Raw genomic sequence first — 14,843 nt, forward strand, 5'->3', positions numbered from 1 at the left:
TAATGACTAATGACGTTGGACGTTCGCTCGGGGGGACAGCACTAATGACTAAGGACTAATGACTAAGGACTAATGACTCTTAATTTAATCGAATTCGCCCGGAGGTAAATGCTTGTATTCGATCGCCCGCCAAGCATACTAACAACCGGCCGCATCCGTCAATCCCGGCGGCTTCTCCGCAGATGGTTTCGGAGGAAAGTTCGATCGCCACATTACAGCCAATCAGCCCGTCGCGGCGGCGCAATTGGGGTAACAGCCGCGTTAAACCCGACTTTTCGGGTGGCTTGTCGGTGGTGGAAAACATATCGGCTAGTTCGAGTAAATAGTGGCGGAGTCGATCGAGCAAACACAATTCATCGGGCACATTACTAGCAATAGAATGCAAGCTTACCGCATTGCCGATATCCCTTGCATCCAATCCCACAGCCGCGAAATCTACGCAGCGGTTGAGCCCAATTCCGACAACCACGCGAGTTTTACCGGAAACCTTGTTAGAAGTGGCTTCACAGAGAATTCCGGCTAATTTTTGCCGATCGATCCAGACATCATTTGGCCATTTGAGGCGCAGCATATCGCGACATTCGGGCACCAAATCCTCGATCGCGAAAATCACGGCCAAACCGACTGCTAAACTGAGTCCGGGCAACAGATTGGGATTGAGGTTGTCGAGGACAAAACTAGCAGTCAAAACACCGGTTGGGGAGTGCCAAGTGCGCCCTTGTTGTCCGCGCCCGTTGGTTTGCTGCTTAGTAAATACTACATCTCCGTGGTGCAGTTGGTCTGCGCGGGCGATCGACCAACTGTTGGTACTCGGACAGGTATCTAAAGTGTGCAGCCACTCTGGGATGTTTTCGGAAGTGCGATTTGTTGATTCGGGCGGAATTAATGACTGTTCAAACAAGGTTTTATGGAAGTAATGTGAATTAACATCGCAGCATCGGACTTCAGTTTTTTCTATTTGGCTGGGAATCGATCGGGACTCAAGTCTCTACTACAAACAAGTTGATTAAGTTCGCAGCATCGGAATTCAGTTTTTTCTATTTTGCCGGGAACTCTTACAAACTTGCAGCGCCAAATTCGTCCCATGTCAACTATCAACAGTCAATTATCAACTATCAACTGTTTGCGCTGCTTGCCCTTGCATTTCCAGCAACTCAGGAACCGTCACAAACCGATATCCCTGCTGTTTCAAACCAGCAATCATCTCCGGTAAAGCCGTAATAGTACGAGATCGATCGCCCCCGCCGTCGTGCATCAACACGATCGCCCCAGGCTTGGCATTCTTCAACACATTCTCCACAAAAGCGGACGGTTGAGCGCGCGGATCGGTATCAGCAGAAGTTACCGACCACATCACCACAGAATAATTCTGCTCCTTAGCATACTTAGCCAAACCATTATTCAACACACCCCCCGGCGGGCGGAAATAAGTAGTCTTAACTCCCGTTGTTTCGTAAATAAGTTTAGCCGTGCGATCGATTTCGCTAGCCGCCGTCGCCGCATCCATCGGATCGTACCAGTGATGCCACGTATGATTGCCGATCGCGTGACCTTCTGCGACAACTCGGCGAGCAATTTCAGGAGAAGCTTCGAGAGATTTACCTATCCAAAAAAATGTTGCTTTAACATCATTTTGCTTAAAAATATCCAGCATTTGTTCAGTTGTTTCTGGCCACGGCCCGTCATCAACTGTTAAAGCAATAACTTTTTGGGAATATTTGATTGTCCCTTCAAAAACAGTTTTTCCCTGAAACTGCTCAGGCGGCACAAAAGTCAAGTTTTTTTCTTTGGATTCCAATACGGTGAGAAGTTCCTCAATTGTACGATCGAGATTAAAGCCTGTTCGATCCTCTCCAACCTCCTTTGCTAGCGGATTTGCGTTTAAGGATCGGTTGAGATTCTGCACCGCAGCGGTTGCGGGGCTGTCGGTTCCCTGTTGGTTTCCCGGTAGCAGCGTACCGATGACAAAGCTAATCGCAGCCGCTGCTAGGGCGATCGCCACAAAACGCCATTTTTTTCTCAGTCTTTGAAACAGATGATTTCCGGTCACTTGAAATTCCTTTCACTCCACACTGCGGATAATGATAATGGGAATTTCAGGGAAAAGAAACCTAATTTTTGATAAATATGTCTCAGCGGGGATTGACAGCGGGATCGAAAGGGCGATCGAAAATAGGCGATCGAAAATAGGCGATCGAAAATGGGCGATCGAAAATGGGCCGACACAGACGAAACCCGGATGGTGCGCGGATTGAAGAAATTAAGGGCGATTTCAATAACCCGATATATTTACCGGGCTAGAAGTTTCTTAAGTCCACGGAGGTGGACATTGTTTGTGTAGCCGCGATTTCTAATCGCCCGGTATATTTGTCGCCCGGCATATCTCTAAAGCCTTGCCGCCAGTAAATTCCGAATAATTGGGATTTTCGCGTCAATTTGCGCTGGAGGTATCTCTGTTTGCACCCAACTCTCGCGCCCTGCAAGTCGATCCACCCACTCCTGCAACTTCGGATACTCATCCAAAGATATGCCAAACATCCCCACAGAAGGCACCGCAGTCCCCGCCACCACTTCCGCCAAAGAAAACTGCTCGCCAGCAAAAAAAGTTCGATCGTCCAGCAAGCCCTCAAAAAACCTCAGCACCGTTAATATCTGTTGCTCTGACTGTGCCACTTTTTCCTCAGTGTCTCCCGGCACACCAAGCATTTGCCGTGTCAATGGAAACATTGCCGGCAACAGTTCATTTAACGTCACCACGGACACCATCCGCACAATTCCCAAGGCTTTCGGCTCCGTCGGTAGCAGCGGGGGCGTCGGATATTTTGCATCTATATAATCCAGAATTGCCAGGGACTCCACCAAAGTTAAATCTCCATCCACCAACACCGGTATGCGGTGAAATGGGTTAATTGCCAGAAAATCCGGTGCAAATTGGTCGCCGTCGAGGTTGAGTTCGATCGCTTCAAACGCCACCTGCTTTTCCAGAAGTGCCACCCACACGCGGCGAGAATTCAGAGAGATCGGATTGTAGTACAGTTTCAGCATCGGATTTACCTCGGACGACACAACCAGTTTAGCAGCCCAATATCTTGATTCTTCGTGGATTTGGGGAGTGGGAGTGTTGGGAAAGGGCGATCGGCACCCCACTCAAAAAAAAGATTTCCCAAAAAAGTTGTATTACCCCCTTGACAGCTTTGTAGTATGTAATGTAGTATAAATGTACAGCAAAGGGGAAAGAGCTTCAAAGCTTTAACCCAAGAGCAATACGAACCTTGAAAACAGAATAGGCAATTAACAATGTCACATACTTTTGAACATTGGGCGGTGTAGACTCCGGCAACCATAGCCCCCTCGGGTTGTAGTACGCGGAATCAACCGCCACCCCGTCCAAACAGAAATCTTGTGGGGCTGTAGCTCAATCGGGAGAGCGTCGCTCACCCGCAGCGAAGGTAGCGGGATCGAAACCCGTCAGCCCCGTCAAGCAATTTTAGATTTGGGATTTGGGATTTGGGATTTGGGATTTGGAATTTGGGATTTTCAATCAAAATTGAAAATCTTAAATTGAAAATAACAGCTTTACTCGCAGGAGCAATCTAACATCTAAAATCTAAAATCAATAGTCCCGTAGGCAAAAGTCAAGCCGTCTGCCCCTCAAGCAGAAGATTGCGAGTGCAAACCTCGTCGGGACTCCCAGGTTAGGTGGCTGAGTGGCTCAAAGCATCGGTCTGCAAAACCGAATTTCGCGGGTTCAAATCCCGCCCTAACCTTTGTTCCCGATCAGAAATTAAAAATTACAGTCCTGCACGCAGAACCTATCTGTAGGGTGTGCAATGCCCACCGCTATAATTAGTGCATAAAACGATTTTTTCGATAAGTCCTGTAATTCAAATTTTCAACTTAAAAAAGGAACAAAGCGACCGTAAAATAGCAGCGTAGCTTAATGGCAAAGCGCCAAGTTTACACCTTGGTCAATGCGGGTTCAAATCCCGCCGCTGCCACCAAAAACAGGATAGTATAATACCAAATTCCGTTGTATTACTTTCTTATTTATTTATTTCTTAGTCCGCCAAGGCGGACATCGTTTGTATAGTCGCGAATTGCATTCGCCCTTTCTTATTTTCTTATTTCTTTGTTTCTTTCTTCGTCCGCCAAGGCGGACATCATTTGTATAGTAGGGAACTGCATTAGCCCTTTCTTCATTTGTATAGTAGGGAATTGCATTAGCCCTTTCTCAGTTCCTGTGCCAAATTTTTAGTGCTGTAGGCAAATGGTTTAAGCCGCTTGGTTTTCACCCAAGTGATTGCGGGTTCAACTCCCGTCAGCACTTTGTGTGGGTCGTTGGCAGAATGGTTTTGCAGCCGCCTTTTAAGCGGATGGATCGAGGTTCAATTCCTCGGCGACCTACCAAATTTTCAACCTTGGGTCGGCCCTCCTATTGGTGTGGGTAGCTGTCTGTAAAACAGTAGCTTAAAGCGTTGCTGGTTCAATTCCAGCCCGACCCATTCGCAACTGTATTTAATATGCAGTTGCGCTCGAGAGAATGTGTTGTAATCGGACAACATCTCAGTATGCAAAACTGAAGATTTGGGGGTTCAAATCCCTCCGTTCTCGCCAAGGAGAAGTGGCCGAGAGGCTTAGGGCGCTTTCCTGCTAAGAAAGAGCGGTTTAACAACCGTCGTGGGTTCAAATCCCACCTTCTCCGTTTTCCCCCGATAGCTCAGTTGGTAGAGTGCTTGTGTGAAGAACAAGAGGCCGTCAGTTCGATACTGACTTGGGGGATTCGTTGCCTCATAGCTCAATGGTAGAGCTGCACGCTGTTAACGTGATGGTTGTAGGTTCGAGTCCTACTGAGGCAGCCATTTTACAAACAGTCTTGGACGCATTAATAAGGTCATGACTTACGCACTCCCGAAAAAGAAACCGGGTTTTTACCTAATCTGCGGACTACAGCGAAAGTTTTCCCAAAAAACCCGGTTTCTGGCCACCCGTGCGTAAGTCCTTCACATATTTATGTCATTGCGAAGAACGAAGCAATCGCAGTATTTATCAGTAGCGCGTCCAAGCATTGTTTGCGTAATTCCTGTTAAATTGCCGAGGGGACGAAAGGCAAGTCGCATCGCTCTGAACGATGAGGTTGCAGGTTCAAAGCCTACCCAGGCATTTAATCATTGGGATGTCGCCTAATTGGTATGGCACCGCTCTTTGAAAGCGGCAAAATGCAGGTTCGATCCCTGCCGTCCCAGTTCTGCTTTTGCCAAAGCAGATTAATTATGCTCCTGTAGCCCAATTGGCAGAGGCAGCAAGCTCAAACCTTGTATGTTGCTGGTTCAAATCCAGTCAGGAGTACCAACTTTCATTCCTAAGTTTCTACTTGCTCTTGTGGCGGAATTGGCAGACGCGGCAGACTTAAAATCTGTTCTATTTTGATTGTGAGTTCGAGTCTCACCAGGAGCATGAACGGGATGTGGCGCAACTTGGTAGCGCGGCGGCTTTGGGAGCCGAAGGTTGCAGGTTCAAATCCTGCTATCCCGACTTTACCCCTGTGATGTAATTGGAAAACATCACTCGCTCAGAACGAGTGTTTTTGCAGGTTCAAATCCTGTCAGGGGTACTTGGCTAACAGCCAATTTCTGTTATTTGCTCTCGTGGCGAAACGGCAGACGCGCTAGTTCGAGAAGCTAGTTTTCTACAGGTTCAAATCCTGTCGGGAGCATGAATTTTTCATAAATATTGGAGGAACTTACAGTGTCCAGGAAAAAAGATTAGCTCAGACTTACACCTAGGGCCAGAAACCGGGTTTTTTACGAAAATCCTTGGCACTTACCCACAAATTAGGTAAAAAACCCGGTTTCTTGAGTCGGAGTGTGTAAGTCCTGTTAACTAAACAAAATTGCCCTTGTAGCCCAATTGGAAGAGGTGCCTCGCTTAGAACGAGGAGGTTGCTGGTTCGAGGCCAGCCAGGGGTATTTGGTGATATCGCGGGTGAAGTAGCCTGGGTAGGCTTGGAGGTCTCATAAGCCTCTTTATAGCAGGTTCAACTCCTGCCCCCGCCACCAATATTGCAGGTGTGATGTAATTGGCAACATGAGGCTCTTGTAAAGCTTTTATGCGAGTTCAAATCTCGCCACCTGCTGGTCCTAAAGTTAAGAAGGAGTCTATCTAATTGTGCTAACTTTTCAAGAGAAGTTACAGCCATAATTTTTACCAGCAAATCCGAGTAAAAAGCATGAAAAGAATTGCGATCGCCCAAAACACCCTAAAAATTCTCGAAGATGGTTGCTACTTGTCCCCGGAAGGGAAGCAGGTTAAGATAGATCGCCAATTAGCATCATGTATTGCGGGGACGGCATACTACGAACCCGATGCCCTGTCAGCGATTCAGGAAAACGTTCTCTCAGGTACTCCCCAATTCTCGAACACCGAATTTATGGTGAGGAATGAGACAACGCTCATGGGGGCCGAGCGTATAGGGCGATCGCACAAATTTGAAAAAATTGGAGTCCTAAATTTCGCTTCTGCTAAAAATCCGGGTGGTGGATTCATCAAAGGCGCCCAAGCACAAGAAGAGAGCTTAGCACGCAGTTCTGCACTGTACAAAAGCCTTTTAAAATGTCCCAAATACTACGAGTACCACCGCTCTCATAAATCGCTGCTTTACTCAGATAGACTGATCTACTCTCCCGGCTGTTCAGTATTCCGCAAAGATGATGGAACTTTGCTTGAGGAACCTTATCTTGTTGATTTCATCACGAGTTGTGCTCCGAATGCTGGTCAGATTTTGAGACAAGAGTCAGAAAGTACGGGAAAAATCCGCGAAACTCTGTACGGACGCGGTGCAAAATTGTTAGCTTTAGCTGTTAACAAAAATTGCGACGCGCTAGTTTTAGGTGCTTGGGGATGTGGTGTATTTAGAAACGATCCATCTATGGTAGCTCAGATGTTTGCAGACTTTTTATTGCCAAACAGTCAATTTTGGGGCCGATTCAAAAGCGTACTATTTTCTGTACTCGACTCTAGCGACGAAGGAAAGATATTTGCAGAATTTGACAGTCGATTTTCCTCAAATTAATGAAGATTTTTAATGAGGAGGAGCCGTCTATAAAAGCAGTTTTACATTTTCGATCGCGCGGATATGGTGTAACGGTAGCATTCGAGTCTTCCAAACTCTAGGCACGAGTTCGAGCCTCGTTATCCGCTTGGCTAATTAAACTGTTGACAGTTGACAGTTGACAGTTGACAGGTTTTATAACTGTTGACAATTGACTGTTGCGTGTAAGCTAAAATATCAAATTTGTTTGCGGGTGTGATGTAAAGGTTAGCATCTGAGTATGCCATTCTCAGCGCATGGGTTCGAGTCCCATCATCCGCTTTTGTAGTCCTGTACAAGCAAGGGCGGGGTAATCTCCTGCCAGGACTACCAATTTAGGGGAGTGTAGCTCAATGGATAGAGTACCGCGCTTCGGACGCGGAGGTTGTGGGTTCGAGTCCTACCACTCTCGTTGTTTTTGATTTAATTTAAGGAGGTTGATTCCATTGAATGGTTAATTTTTTATATTGCAAAACTTACGTATTGGAGCAAAGAAACCGGGTTTTTTACCTAATCTGTTGGCTTCGAGGGAAGATTTTTGGAAAAAAACCCGGTTTCTGACTGCTGGTGCGTAAGTTTTATATTAAACGCGATCGCACTTTTGCGTGTCCCAATCTTTGGAGCCTACATACTTTAGTACGAGAGGAAAGGTAACGCTGTCAAAAACGGCGGGCGTTTGCGAACGGGGAGTGCAATGAACCCGATAGGTAGGCTTAGAAGTAGCCATCCTTTAAAGAGTGTGTAGTAACTCATCGGCGGAGTCCCTCTAGTAACTGAGAAAACGCAATGCTCCGATAACTCGCACGCAAAGTGCGATCGCACTATTTCACCTGAATTTATTTGGTTCGTAGTGGGGACTTTAGTCCTCGGAATTTGCGGGATCAATCCCTCACTACAAACTGTAAAGTTGGTTCGTAGTGCGGACTTTAGTTCTCTGAATTTGCGGAATAATCCCTCACTACAAACCATCTCAATTTCACCTAGAAATTAACTGAAAAATCAAGGAGTTTCCCATGCCTGTAATTGCTATGGAAGTCAAAACCGCACAAAATCATCCGAATGCTGATGCGCTGCGTGTCTATAGTTTTGCAGCTCCGGCGTGGGAATCCGTGCAAATAGTTGCCAACTCAGAAAATATTTACGATGTTGGCGATATTGTTGCCGTAGCTCTAACTGATTCCGTGCTGAAAGATGGCACCAAAATTCTACCTGTAAAACTGCGAGGCGTTTATTCTTTTGGCATGGCTCTCGCTAAGGTTGAGGAACCAATCGGCACTGATTTGTCGGCTATTTATTGTCAGGAAACTGTGGCTCGATCGGCCGTAATTCAAACATGGCCGAGCATCGAATTGCTGTACAATCTCCGCCGCAGTTTAGAATTGCTTGGGGAAGCTCCGAAGATAACTTATCGAGCTAAAATTAAACTCGACGGTACTAATGGCGGGATTCAAATCTTTACAGACGGTCAAGTTGCTGTCCAAAGCCGATCGCAAATAATCTCCCCAGAAAACGACAATCTCGGCTTTGCTAATTGGGTAAATCAAAACATCAGTTTTTTCGCTAATTTGGCAAGTTCCGAACACGTTACTATTTTTGGGGAATGGTGCGGTAAAGGCATTCAAAAACGCACGGCTGTATCTGAGGTCGATCGCAAAATCTTCGCAGTTTTTGCAGTGCAATTCGGCGGCATAGATGGAAAAGTTGCAAAACTGGAAATTCGCCCCGACAAAATCACCGAGTTTTTGCCAAAAAATCCCGATATTTTCGTCTTGCCTTTTTATGGAGAACCGTTTGTTTTGGATTTTGGCGATCGCGAGCAACTAGCATCAGTTGTTGATACCATCAATCAAGCGGTTGATACTGTAGAAAAAGTCGATCCTTGGGTGAAAGAAACTTTTGGCATCGAAGGAATTGGCGAAGGATTGGTTTTGTTTCCCGAAAGCGGCGAACTTGCAGAAAGGCTGTCCTATGCGGAACTGTTGTTCAAAGCTAAAGGTGAAAAACACCAAGCAGTGAAAACAAAACTACCAGTGCAAATTGACCCGGAAGTTGCTCAAAGTATTGACGATTTTGTGAATCTTTTTGTAACGCCAGCTCGTTTGGAACAAGGAGTGACAGCAGTTAGGTGCGAGGGGTTTGAAATGGCAAAAATCGGAACTTTTTTGCAATGGTTTGTGGCTGACGTACAAAAAGAAAGTGTTGCCGAATTAGAGGCGGCTCAACTTTCTTGGAAAGAGGTCAACAAAGCTGTGATGAATTCTGCTAAGAAATGGTATCAGGAAAAAGCTAAATCTTTGTAGATACAGCAGATTTCATGTTTGTAGGAACGCGGCATTACCTTTCGTAGGGTCAACTTAATCAAATGCTATACGGATATCGTTTGTGAGTCCGACAGACCGACAGGGAATCAATTCCCTGTCTCATAGCAAAAGTCCTCTCAAAGAGGACTGAAATCGAGAGCATTTTTAGTTACTTTGTTTGACAAGTATCCTACTTTCAATAATTGTACCTTACAGTCGGTTTTAACCGACTTTCGCTATGAGGCAGGGGTTTGAACCCCTGCCGGACTGTGGGTTTGACCTTAAATTGACACAACGAAATGCAATGCCGTGTTCCTACAAACCCGGTTTCTGATACTCGTGCGTAAGTCCTATTAACAAAGAATTCGGGAGCGTAACTCAACTGGAAAGAGTGTCGAGCTTCTACCTCGAATGTTGTGGGTTCGAGTCCTACCGCTCCTGTTAAATGGGTTCGTAGCTTAATTGGAAAAGCATCTAACTGGCTGTTAGAAAGATATCGGTTCGAGTCCGATCGCAATCCACCAACTTTGGGTCTGTAGCTTAATTGGAAAAGCGCCTAGTTCGCAACTAGGAAAATGTCGGTTCGATTCTGACCAGTATCCACCAAAAAAGGGGTCATAGCTCAATTGGTAGAGCGCTTGCCTTGCACGCAAGAGGTTAGGAGTTCGATCCTCCTTGATTCCATGCGGTGTCTGAAGTCGAAGCGGTCGAGACGCTAGCCCGTGAAGCTAGTTATTAGCGGGTTCGAGTCCCGTCGGATACCCCTTGAAAGTGATGTTAATTTAGCTTAGCATTACACCCACAATCCGGCAGGGGTTTAAACCCCTGCCTCATAGCGAAAGTCGTCTGAAGACGACTCATGAGTTCTTCAGTCCTCTTTCAGAGGACTTGCGCTATGAGACAGGGAATTAATTCCCTGTCGGACGGCAACGCAGCGCGTATTTGTTGACAACAATGCCTTGGAAGATGCCGCTAAATGGTTGGCAACTGGCCTCGAAAACCAGGGTACAGGCAACTGTAAAGGTTCGACTCCTTCATCTTCCTTTTAATATCAAATCCGGTTAATTGTACCGATATATTGTAGGGACACAGCACTGCTATGTCCTTACCAATGCGGTGATATTTTGCAGGGATTTGATCTCACCACCGGAATCCGAGAAGCGAGGAACTGTGCTGATAACGCAGAGGTAGAAGGGGCAGTACCTTCCCGGTGGATTTCTTATGGTTTAGCCATAGGAATCATGGATATTTTGCATCATGGAAGATGCCGCTAAATGGTCAGCAACTTGTCTTGAAAACAAGGGTACAGGTAACACCTGTAAGGGTTCGATTCCTTCATCTTCCTTAATGAAATATTCTGGGATTTGGCAAAGAGATTTGCTATCCTATAGCAATAAAAACTTTGGGGAGGTCGCCTAAATGGAATGGCACCGTAAAAACTAGGTAAAGCGGCTCTCAAAAGGACGATCGCGTTTGTTGAGTAGGGTAAAAAGTTGCTTCGCGACGTTCCCTGAAACTGCAAACTGGCAGCGGGTTGCAGATGCACTGAAAGGAATTAACAGTCCGAGATGGGGGCAGTTCCCGTCTGCTTGCGGGCAGTAAGGAAGCGCGTTTCCTGAAAGTTGCTGTCGATCGATGCGGGTTCGAGTCCCCTCCTCTCCATTCAAGGTTCAAAAGCGAGGAATTTCAACCCGCGCTCTAACAGTTAAAGCATACATACCCGGCAGTTAACCGACTAAAATCAATGCTTTGCGGACTTGCACGGGTTGAATTTCAGAACCTCAGTTGACGTTGAGGTTTAGATCGCGATCGCCACTGCCGATCGGGCGCAGTCTGGTCATCAACTGCTTCAGCAAGAAGCCATTGCTGTTCCACGCGGTATAAGTAGTAGCCCCTTGTCCCTTTAAGCACAAGGTTTGTCGGGCTTTGTTGTGGCAGATAGTTGCCAGCAGGCTAACGACAGCCACTAAGCCGAGTTCATCGACAAGGGCTTCGAGTTCATCTTGGGTCACAAACGCACCTCCAGGGTTGACCATTCCTGGAATATACCATATAGTACCTTTAGAGGGTACTTGTAGTATGCTATTAGTTACTTAAACTCGGGTTCGTCCACGAGGTTGTATTCCTTGACGGCCGCCATGACTAGCAGAGTGGACATAGGAACTCCTGTCTGCTGGGAGATTTTTCTCAGTTTTTCGTGCAAACTCTTGGGAACTGTGACTTTAATCACAGCAGTCTCTTCTTTGTCAGCCATTTCAAGCAGTCATATTTAGTTGAAACCAGCTTATCTTCTTTCGGAGTATCGATCGCGCCTTAATGCAATTGTCTGTAGGGATGCGGGCGATCGCGCACTTTAAAAGCGCTACTGCTAGGATGGTTTCAGTCTCGATCGTTCCCAAAACTTCTTAAAAAACAATCTTAAATATGAGAAAACTAATATATTACGTGGCTTGCACCGTTGACGGGTTTATTGCTCGCGAAGATGGCTCCTTTGATTGTTTTCCGATGTCAGGAGAGCATTTCGCCGATTTGTTCGATCGCTTTCCCGAAACCATTCCGGCTCACCTTCACGAAGCGCTGGGAATTAATTTTTTAGGAAACAAGCAATTTGATGCTGTTTTGATGGGACGCAAAACCTATGAAGTCGGGCTAAATGTCGGTTTGACTAATCCTTATCCCAGCTTGAAACAGTATGTCTTTTCGCGCAGTATGCCAGCCAGCCCCGATGGGAATGTTGCACTGGTTTCGGAAAATGCTGTGGAATTGGTTCAGGAATTGAAGCAGGAAACGGGTAAAGATATCTGGCTGTGCGGTGGCGGTGAGTTAGCGGCAACGGTTGTTTCAGAGATTGACGAGATGATTGTCAAGTTGAATCCGGTAGTCATTGGGGCGGGCATTCCGATGTTTGCCAGGGCGATCGCACCGACGAATCTGGAATTGGTCGATCGCAAAATCTACAGCAACGGTTTCATGCTGCTGCACTATCGATTGCAGAAATGAGGTGTTTTGGCGATCGGAGCGAATAGCATCAATAAAAAATTTGAGTTTACCAATCATTCAACAGACAATAATTGATAGCTCAAACGCAGATGTCAGGCAGATATACACAGATAAACGCAGATAATTTCAAGAGAGTTTGCAACTGTTGAAAGAGTTATAATATAGAAACGATGAGCATTCAGATTCTCAAATTTGAATTGATTCAGTGGATTTTGTTATTGAATAATGTTCAAGTTTTAAACGAAATCCAAGAACTGAAAGAAAAGTCACCACAACCAACTGCTGTCACCAATTCCCGTCAATTTGGCTGTGGTAAAGGAATTTTTAGTGACGTTGCAGATGATTTTGATGAAACACCTCCTGGTTTTGAAGAATATATCATGTAAAGTTGTTGCGATCGGAATCTATCTGCGTTACTCCGCGTTCATCTGCGGTTAAAAATAAAAAATATTGAGGTAAAATTTATGAAGAATTTAAAACCATTCGACTATTATCTGGTACTTGACCTAGAAGCAACTTGCTGCGACAAAGGCTCGATCGCGCCAAACAATATGGAAATCATCGAAATAGGAGCAGTTATGGTAGAGTCCAAAACGCTAACAATCCTTGATGAATTTCAAACTTTCGTCAAACCAAGGCGCAATCCCATATTAACAGAATTCTGCAAGTCGCTAACATCGATCGCCCAAACAGAAGTCGATCGGGCTCCAACCTACCCAGAAGCAAGCGCTATGCTGAAAAATTGGCTGTCTGGTTATTCAAACGGTGTATTTGGTTCCTGGGGAGACTACGATCGCAAACAATTTAAAAAGGATAGCAACTTTCATCAACTTCCTTTTCCCATTGCTTATCCCCATATCAATCTTAAACAATTGTTTACAGAAACCCAAGGCTTGCCAAAAAGGTACGGCATGGAAACAGCCTTAGAACTTGCGGCTTTACCCCTAGAAGGAACCCATCATCGAGGCATTGACGATGCTAGAAACATCGCTAAATTGTTGCCCTATATTCTAGGTCAAAAAAACCTTACTTAATTCTAGGTTCGTAGTGAGGACTTTAGTCCTTATTCTAGGTTCGCAGTGAGGAATTTAGTCCTTATTCTAGGTTCGTAGTATCGTACCGTCGGTGCGGGCGTCGTTTCCAAGATTCAGCGATAGCATTTTGCTGAATTGATAAGTAGCAGAAAAGCCAATTGCCCGAATGGTAATTGGCTTTTCTGTTTGCTTGTTTGTAAAGGTGCTGTTGTAAGATAGTTAGTGGGGCGATCGCCAGTCAATAGAAATAACGTTCGTGCCTGCACAACACAGTTGCATTCAAAAAACGCATGATGCTACAATACGTACATGAATTTTGAGTGGGATGAAAACAAAGCAGCGAGAAATCTGTCAAAGCACGGAGTCTCATTTGAAGAGGCAAAAACTGTTTTTGACGATCCGCTATATGTCGATTTCTACGATCCAGACCATTCTGATGAGGAAGATCGATATATTATTGTAGGAGAATCGCGCCGAGGCCGTTTATTAATAGTGTCTTATACGGAAAGGGGCAAGACAATTCGTTTAATTAGCGCCAGAGAAGTAACTAGAAAAGAGCGAGAAGTTTATGAAGAAGGCTGAAACAGATATGGAAGACGAACTGCGATCGGAATACGATCTGAAGAGCTTGCGAGTGAGAAAGGTAGGCAACGCACGCAAGAGTTTTGACGGGCTGACAGTTCATCTGGAACCTGATGTTGCAGAAATGTTTCCCGATTCTGAAGCAGTGAATGAAGCTCTACGGTTTTTGATGAGAGTTATGAAAGACAATAAGTATCCTCTCGGCAATATGAGAGGCGATGGCTAGAATTTAGTGAAGTCGATCGCGATCGAGCAAAATATGCGTTTTGCCATCCGCGAAGGCGATCGTACTGTCGGTGCTGGTGTCGTCTATCAAATTTTGAAGTAGGCACAAGGGCGATCGACAATCAAGCTAGTAAAAAGTTAAACTTTCGGCAATAAACCTAGTTTATTGCCTAGCGTCAGCAGGTAAGTTGATAAAAGTAAGTAAACATTCGATTATAAAATCATGTCTTTGACTATAGTTGTAACCTGTTGGTTTATATTTTAAACATTAGAATTAATATTGTTTTTTAATTTTTATAGAAATAGATATGCCGATTTTTTATACCAAATATTAAAAATCGGTGTTAGTTTTTTATTTATAGTGCTATGTATATTTTCACTACTAACTTCACATCTGTCGGACAATGTTGATAGAAGAATGCTGATAAAAATAGCACTATTAGTAACTGTAATAAGCTGGTTTATATTTGAATCAATAATTTTTTATAAACTTAAAATTTAGAGAGAGAGACATACTGTTTTCCGCTCTCAGATCGTAAAAATTGGTGATATCTTTTTATGGATATTGCTTGGCATTTTTTTAACACTAATTTTACCTAATTCAGTTAATAGTTA

General features: G+C 45.0%; 13 protein-coding genes, 28 tRNA genes and 1 pseudogene. 37 read left to right on the top strand and 5 right to left on the bottom strand.

Going from position 1 to position 14,843, the window contains the following annotated elements:
- Positions 1-79: 79 nt before the first annotated feature.
- Together JGK39_RS03895 and JGK39_RS03900 are read right to left on the bottom strand one after the other, a co-directional pair.
- Positions 80-901, bottom strand: a complete 822-nt coding sequence (locus JGK39_RS03895) for a biotin--[acetyl-CoA-carboxylase] ligase (RefSeq protein ID WP_293255725.1) — start codon at positions 899-901, stop codon at positions 80-82.
- A gap of 207 nt (positions 902-1,108) precedes the next feature.
- The gene (locus JGK39_RS03900) at positions 1,109-2,050 is read right to left on the bottom strand and encodes a polysaccharide deacetylase family protein (protein ID WP_293255728.1); all 942 of its coding nucleotides are present in this window, start codon (positions 2,048-2,050) and stop codon (positions 1,109-1,111) included.
- A gap of 37 nt (positions 2,051-2,087) precedes the next feature.
- Between JGK39_RS03900 and JGK39_RS03905 the strand changes: the two genes are divergently transcribed.
- Entirely contained in the window at positions 2,088-2,255 is a 168-nt protein-coding gene (locus tag JGK39_RS03905) for a hypothetical protein (protein ID WP_293255731.1), read from the top strand.
- Positions 2,256-2,385: 130 nt separating this feature from the next.
- Here JGK39_RS03905 and JGK39_RS03910 read toward each other — a convergent pair whose 3' ends face one another.
- The gene (locus tag JGK39_RS03910) at positions 2,386-3,147 is read right to left on the bottom strand and encodes a glutathione S-transferase family protein (protein WP_293255734.1); all 762 of its coding nucleotides are present in this window, start codon (positions 3,145-3,147) and stop codon (positions 2,386-2,388) included.
- 257 nt (positions 3,148-3,404) lie between these two features.
- Here JGK39_RS03910 and JGK39_RS03915 point away from each other — a divergent pair.
- From JGK39_RS03915 to JGK39_RS04060, 30 genes are all read left to right on the top strand, one after another.
- A tRNA-Gly gene (locus tag JGK39_RS03915) sits at positions 3,405-3,477 on the top strand.
- 141 nt (positions 3,478-3,618) lie between these two features.
- Positions 3,619-3,693 (top strand) — tRNA-Glu (locus JGK39_RS03920).
- Positions 3,694-3,767 (top strand) — tRNA-Cys (locus JGK39_RS03925).
- A 486-nt stretch (positions 3,768-4,253) separates the two neighbouring features.
- Positions 4,254-4,327 (top strand) — tRNA-Glu (locus JGK39_RS03930).
- A 5-nt stretch (positions 4,328-4,332) separates the two neighbouring features.
- Positions 4,333-4,407 (top strand) — tRNA-Lys (locus JGK39_RS03935).
- Positions 4,408-4,420: 13 nt separating this feature from the next.
- A tRNA-Tyr gene (locus JGK39_RS03940) sits at positions 4,421-4,502 on the top strand.
- 34 nt (positions 4,503-4,536) lie between these two features.
- Positions 4,537-4,614: transfer RNA gene (locus JGK39_RS03945), tRNA-Cys, on the top strand.
- A gap of 1 nt (position 4,615) precedes the next feature.
- A tRNA-Ser gene (locus JGK39_RS03950) sits at positions 4,616-4,702 on the top strand.
- A gap of 4 nt (positions 4,703-4,706) precedes the next feature.
- Positions 4,707-4,779: transfer RNA gene (locus JGK39_RS03955), tRNA-Phe, on the top strand.
- 5 nt (positions 4,780-4,784) lie between these two features.
- A tRNA-Asn gene (locus JGK39_RS03960) sits at positions 4,785-4,859 on the top strand.
- Between the two features lie 231 nt (positions 4,860-5,090).
- A tRNA-Gln gene (locus JGK39_RS03965) sits at positions 5,091-5,160 on the top strand.
- A 9-nt stretch (positions 5,161-5,169) separates the two neighbouring features.
- Positions 5,170-5,243 (top strand) — tRNA-Gln (locus tag JGK39_RS03970).
- Positions 5,244-5,272: 29 nt separating this feature from the next.
- Positions 5,273-5,349: transfer RNA gene (locus JGK39_RS03975), tRNA-Leu, on the top strand.
- A 24-nt stretch (positions 5,350-5,373) separates the two neighbouring features.
- Positions 5,374-5,454 (top strand) — tRNA-Leu (locus JGK39_RS03980).
- 4 nt (positions 5,455-5,458) lie between these two features.
- Positions 5,459-5,532, top strand: a tRNA-Pro gene (locus tag JGK39_RS03985).
- A gap of 4 nt (positions 5,533-5,536) precedes the next feature.
- Positions 5,537-5,611: transfer RNA gene (locus tag JGK39_RS03990), tRNA-Leu, on the top strand.
- A gap of 28 nt (positions 5,612-5,639) precedes the next feature.
- Positions 5,640-5,713 (top strand) — tRNA-Leu (locus tag JGK39_RS03995).
- Between the two features lie 179 nt (positions 5,714-5,892).
- Positions 5,893-5,966, top strand: a tRNA-Leu gene (locus JGK39_RS04000).
- Between the two features lie 95 nt (positions 5,967-6,061).
- Positions 6,062-6,133 (top strand) — tRNA-Thr (locus JGK39_RS04005).
- Between the two features lie 93 nt (positions 6,134-6,226).
- Positions 6,227-7,069: a TIGR02452 family protein gene (locus JGK39_RS04010; RefSeq protein ID WP_293260554.1), complete on the top strand. Its 843-nt coding sequence runs from the start codon at positions 6,227-6,229 to the stop codon at positions 7,067-7,069.
- A gap of 57 nt (positions 7,070-7,126) precedes the next feature.
- Positions 7,127-7,197: transfer RNA gene (locus JGK39_RS04015), tRNA-Gly, on the top strand.
- A gap of 100 nt (positions 7,198-7,297) precedes the next feature.
- Positions 7,298-7,369: transfer RNA gene (locus tag JGK39_RS04020), tRNA-Gly, on the top strand.
- Positions 7,370-7,426: 57 nt separating this feature from the next.
- Positions 7,427-7,499 (top strand) — tRNA-Arg (locus JGK39_RS04025).
- A gap of 601 nt (positions 7,500-8,100) precedes the next feature.
- Positions 8,101-9,387 (top strand): RNA ligase family protein, encoded by a 1,287-nt coding sequence (locus tag JGK39_RS04030; RefSeq protein WP_293260551.1) that lies wholly within the window; start codon positions 8,101-8,103, stop codon positions 9,385-9,387.
- Positions 9,388-9,754: 367 nt separating this feature from the next.
- Positions 9,755-9,828, top strand: a tRNA-Arg gene (locus JGK39_RS04035).
- 6 nt (positions 9,829-9,834) lie between these two features.
- Positions 9,835-9,911, top strand: a tRNA-Ala gene (locus tag JGK39_RS04040).
- Positions 9,912-9,916: 5 nt separating this feature from the next.
- A tRNA-Ala gene (locus JGK39_RS04045) sits at positions 9,917-9,993 on the top strand.
- A gap of 5 nt (positions 9,994-9,998) precedes the next feature.
- Positions 9,999-10,071 (top strand) — tRNA-Ala (locus JGK39_RS04050).
- A 4-nt stretch (positions 10,072-10,075) separates the two neighbouring features.
- Positions 10,076-10,150 (top strand) — tRNA-His (locus JGK39_RS04055).
- A 496-nt stretch (positions 10,151-10,646) separates the two neighbouring features.
- Positions 10,647-10,732 (top strand) — tRNA-Ser (locus JGK39_RS04060).
- A 436-nt stretch (positions 10,733-11,168) separates the two neighbouring features.
- Here JGK39_RS04060 and JGK39_RS04065 read toward each other — a convergent pair.
- On the bottom strand, positions 11,169-11,399 hold the full coding sequence (locus tag JGK39_RS04065) for a hypothetical protein (protein WP_293260548.1): 231 nt from the start codon (positions 11,397-11,399) through the stop codon (positions 11,169-11,171).
- Between the two features lie 77 nt (positions 11,400-11,476).
- Positions 11,477-11,641, bottom strand: coding sequence for a ribbon-helix-helix domain-containing protein (locus JGK39_RS04070; protein WP_265234033.1), 165 nt, complete (start codon positions 11,639-11,641; stop codon positions 11,477-11,479).
- A 170-nt stretch (positions 11,642-11,811) separates the two neighbouring features.
- Between JGK39_RS04070 and JGK39_RS04075 the strand changes: the two genes are divergently transcribed.
- The 6 genes and pseudogenes from JGK39_RS04075 to JGK39_RS04100 all read left to right on the top strand — a co-directional run.
- Entirely contained in the window at positions 11,812-12,387 is a 576-nt protein-coding gene (locus JGK39_RS04075) for a dihydrofolate reductase family protein (RefSeq protein WP_293260540.1), read from the top strand.
- A gap of 170 nt (positions 12,388-12,557) precedes the next feature.
- Entirely contained in the window at positions 12,558-12,773 is a 216-nt protein-coding gene (locus JGK39_RS04080) for a hypothetical protein (protein WP_293260537.1), read from the top strand.
- A gap of 78 nt (positions 12,774-12,851) precedes the next feature.
- Complete coding sequence (locus JGK39_RS04085; protein WP_293260534.1) at positions 12,852-13,421, top strand: 3'-5' exonuclease; 570 nt, start codon at positions 12,852-12,854, stop codon at positions 13,419-13,421.
- Between the two features lie 309 nt (positions 13,422-13,730).
- Positions 13,731-14,003 carry a BrnT family toxin gene (locus JGK39_RS04090; protein WP_293183806.1) on the top strand — a complete coding sequence of 91 codons (273 nt, stop codon included), beginning with the start codon at positions 13,731-13,733 and terminating at the stop codon, positions 14,001-14,003.
- Positions 13,990-14,229 carry a hypothetical protein gene (locus JGK39_RS04095; protein ID WP_293260531.1) on the top strand — a complete coding sequence of 80 codons (240 nt, stop codon included), beginning with the start codon at positions 13,990-13,992 and terminating at the stop codon, positions 14,227-14,229. The genes JGK39_RS04090 and JGK39_RS04095 overlap by 14 nt, the downstream gene beginning before the upstream one ends.
- 3 nt (positions 14,230-14,232) lie before the next feature.
- Positions 14,233-14,331, top strand: a pseudogene (locus JGK39_RS04100) (hypothetical protein); the annotation flags it as partial.
- Positions 14,332-14,843 lie beyond the last annotated feature (512 nt).

The sequence above is a fragment of the Microcoleus sp. PH2017_12_PCY_D_A genome, from assembly GCF_020738565.1.
Classification (GTDB): Bacteria; Cyanobacteriota; Cyanobacteriia; order Cyanobacteriales; family Microcoleaceae; genus Microcoleus.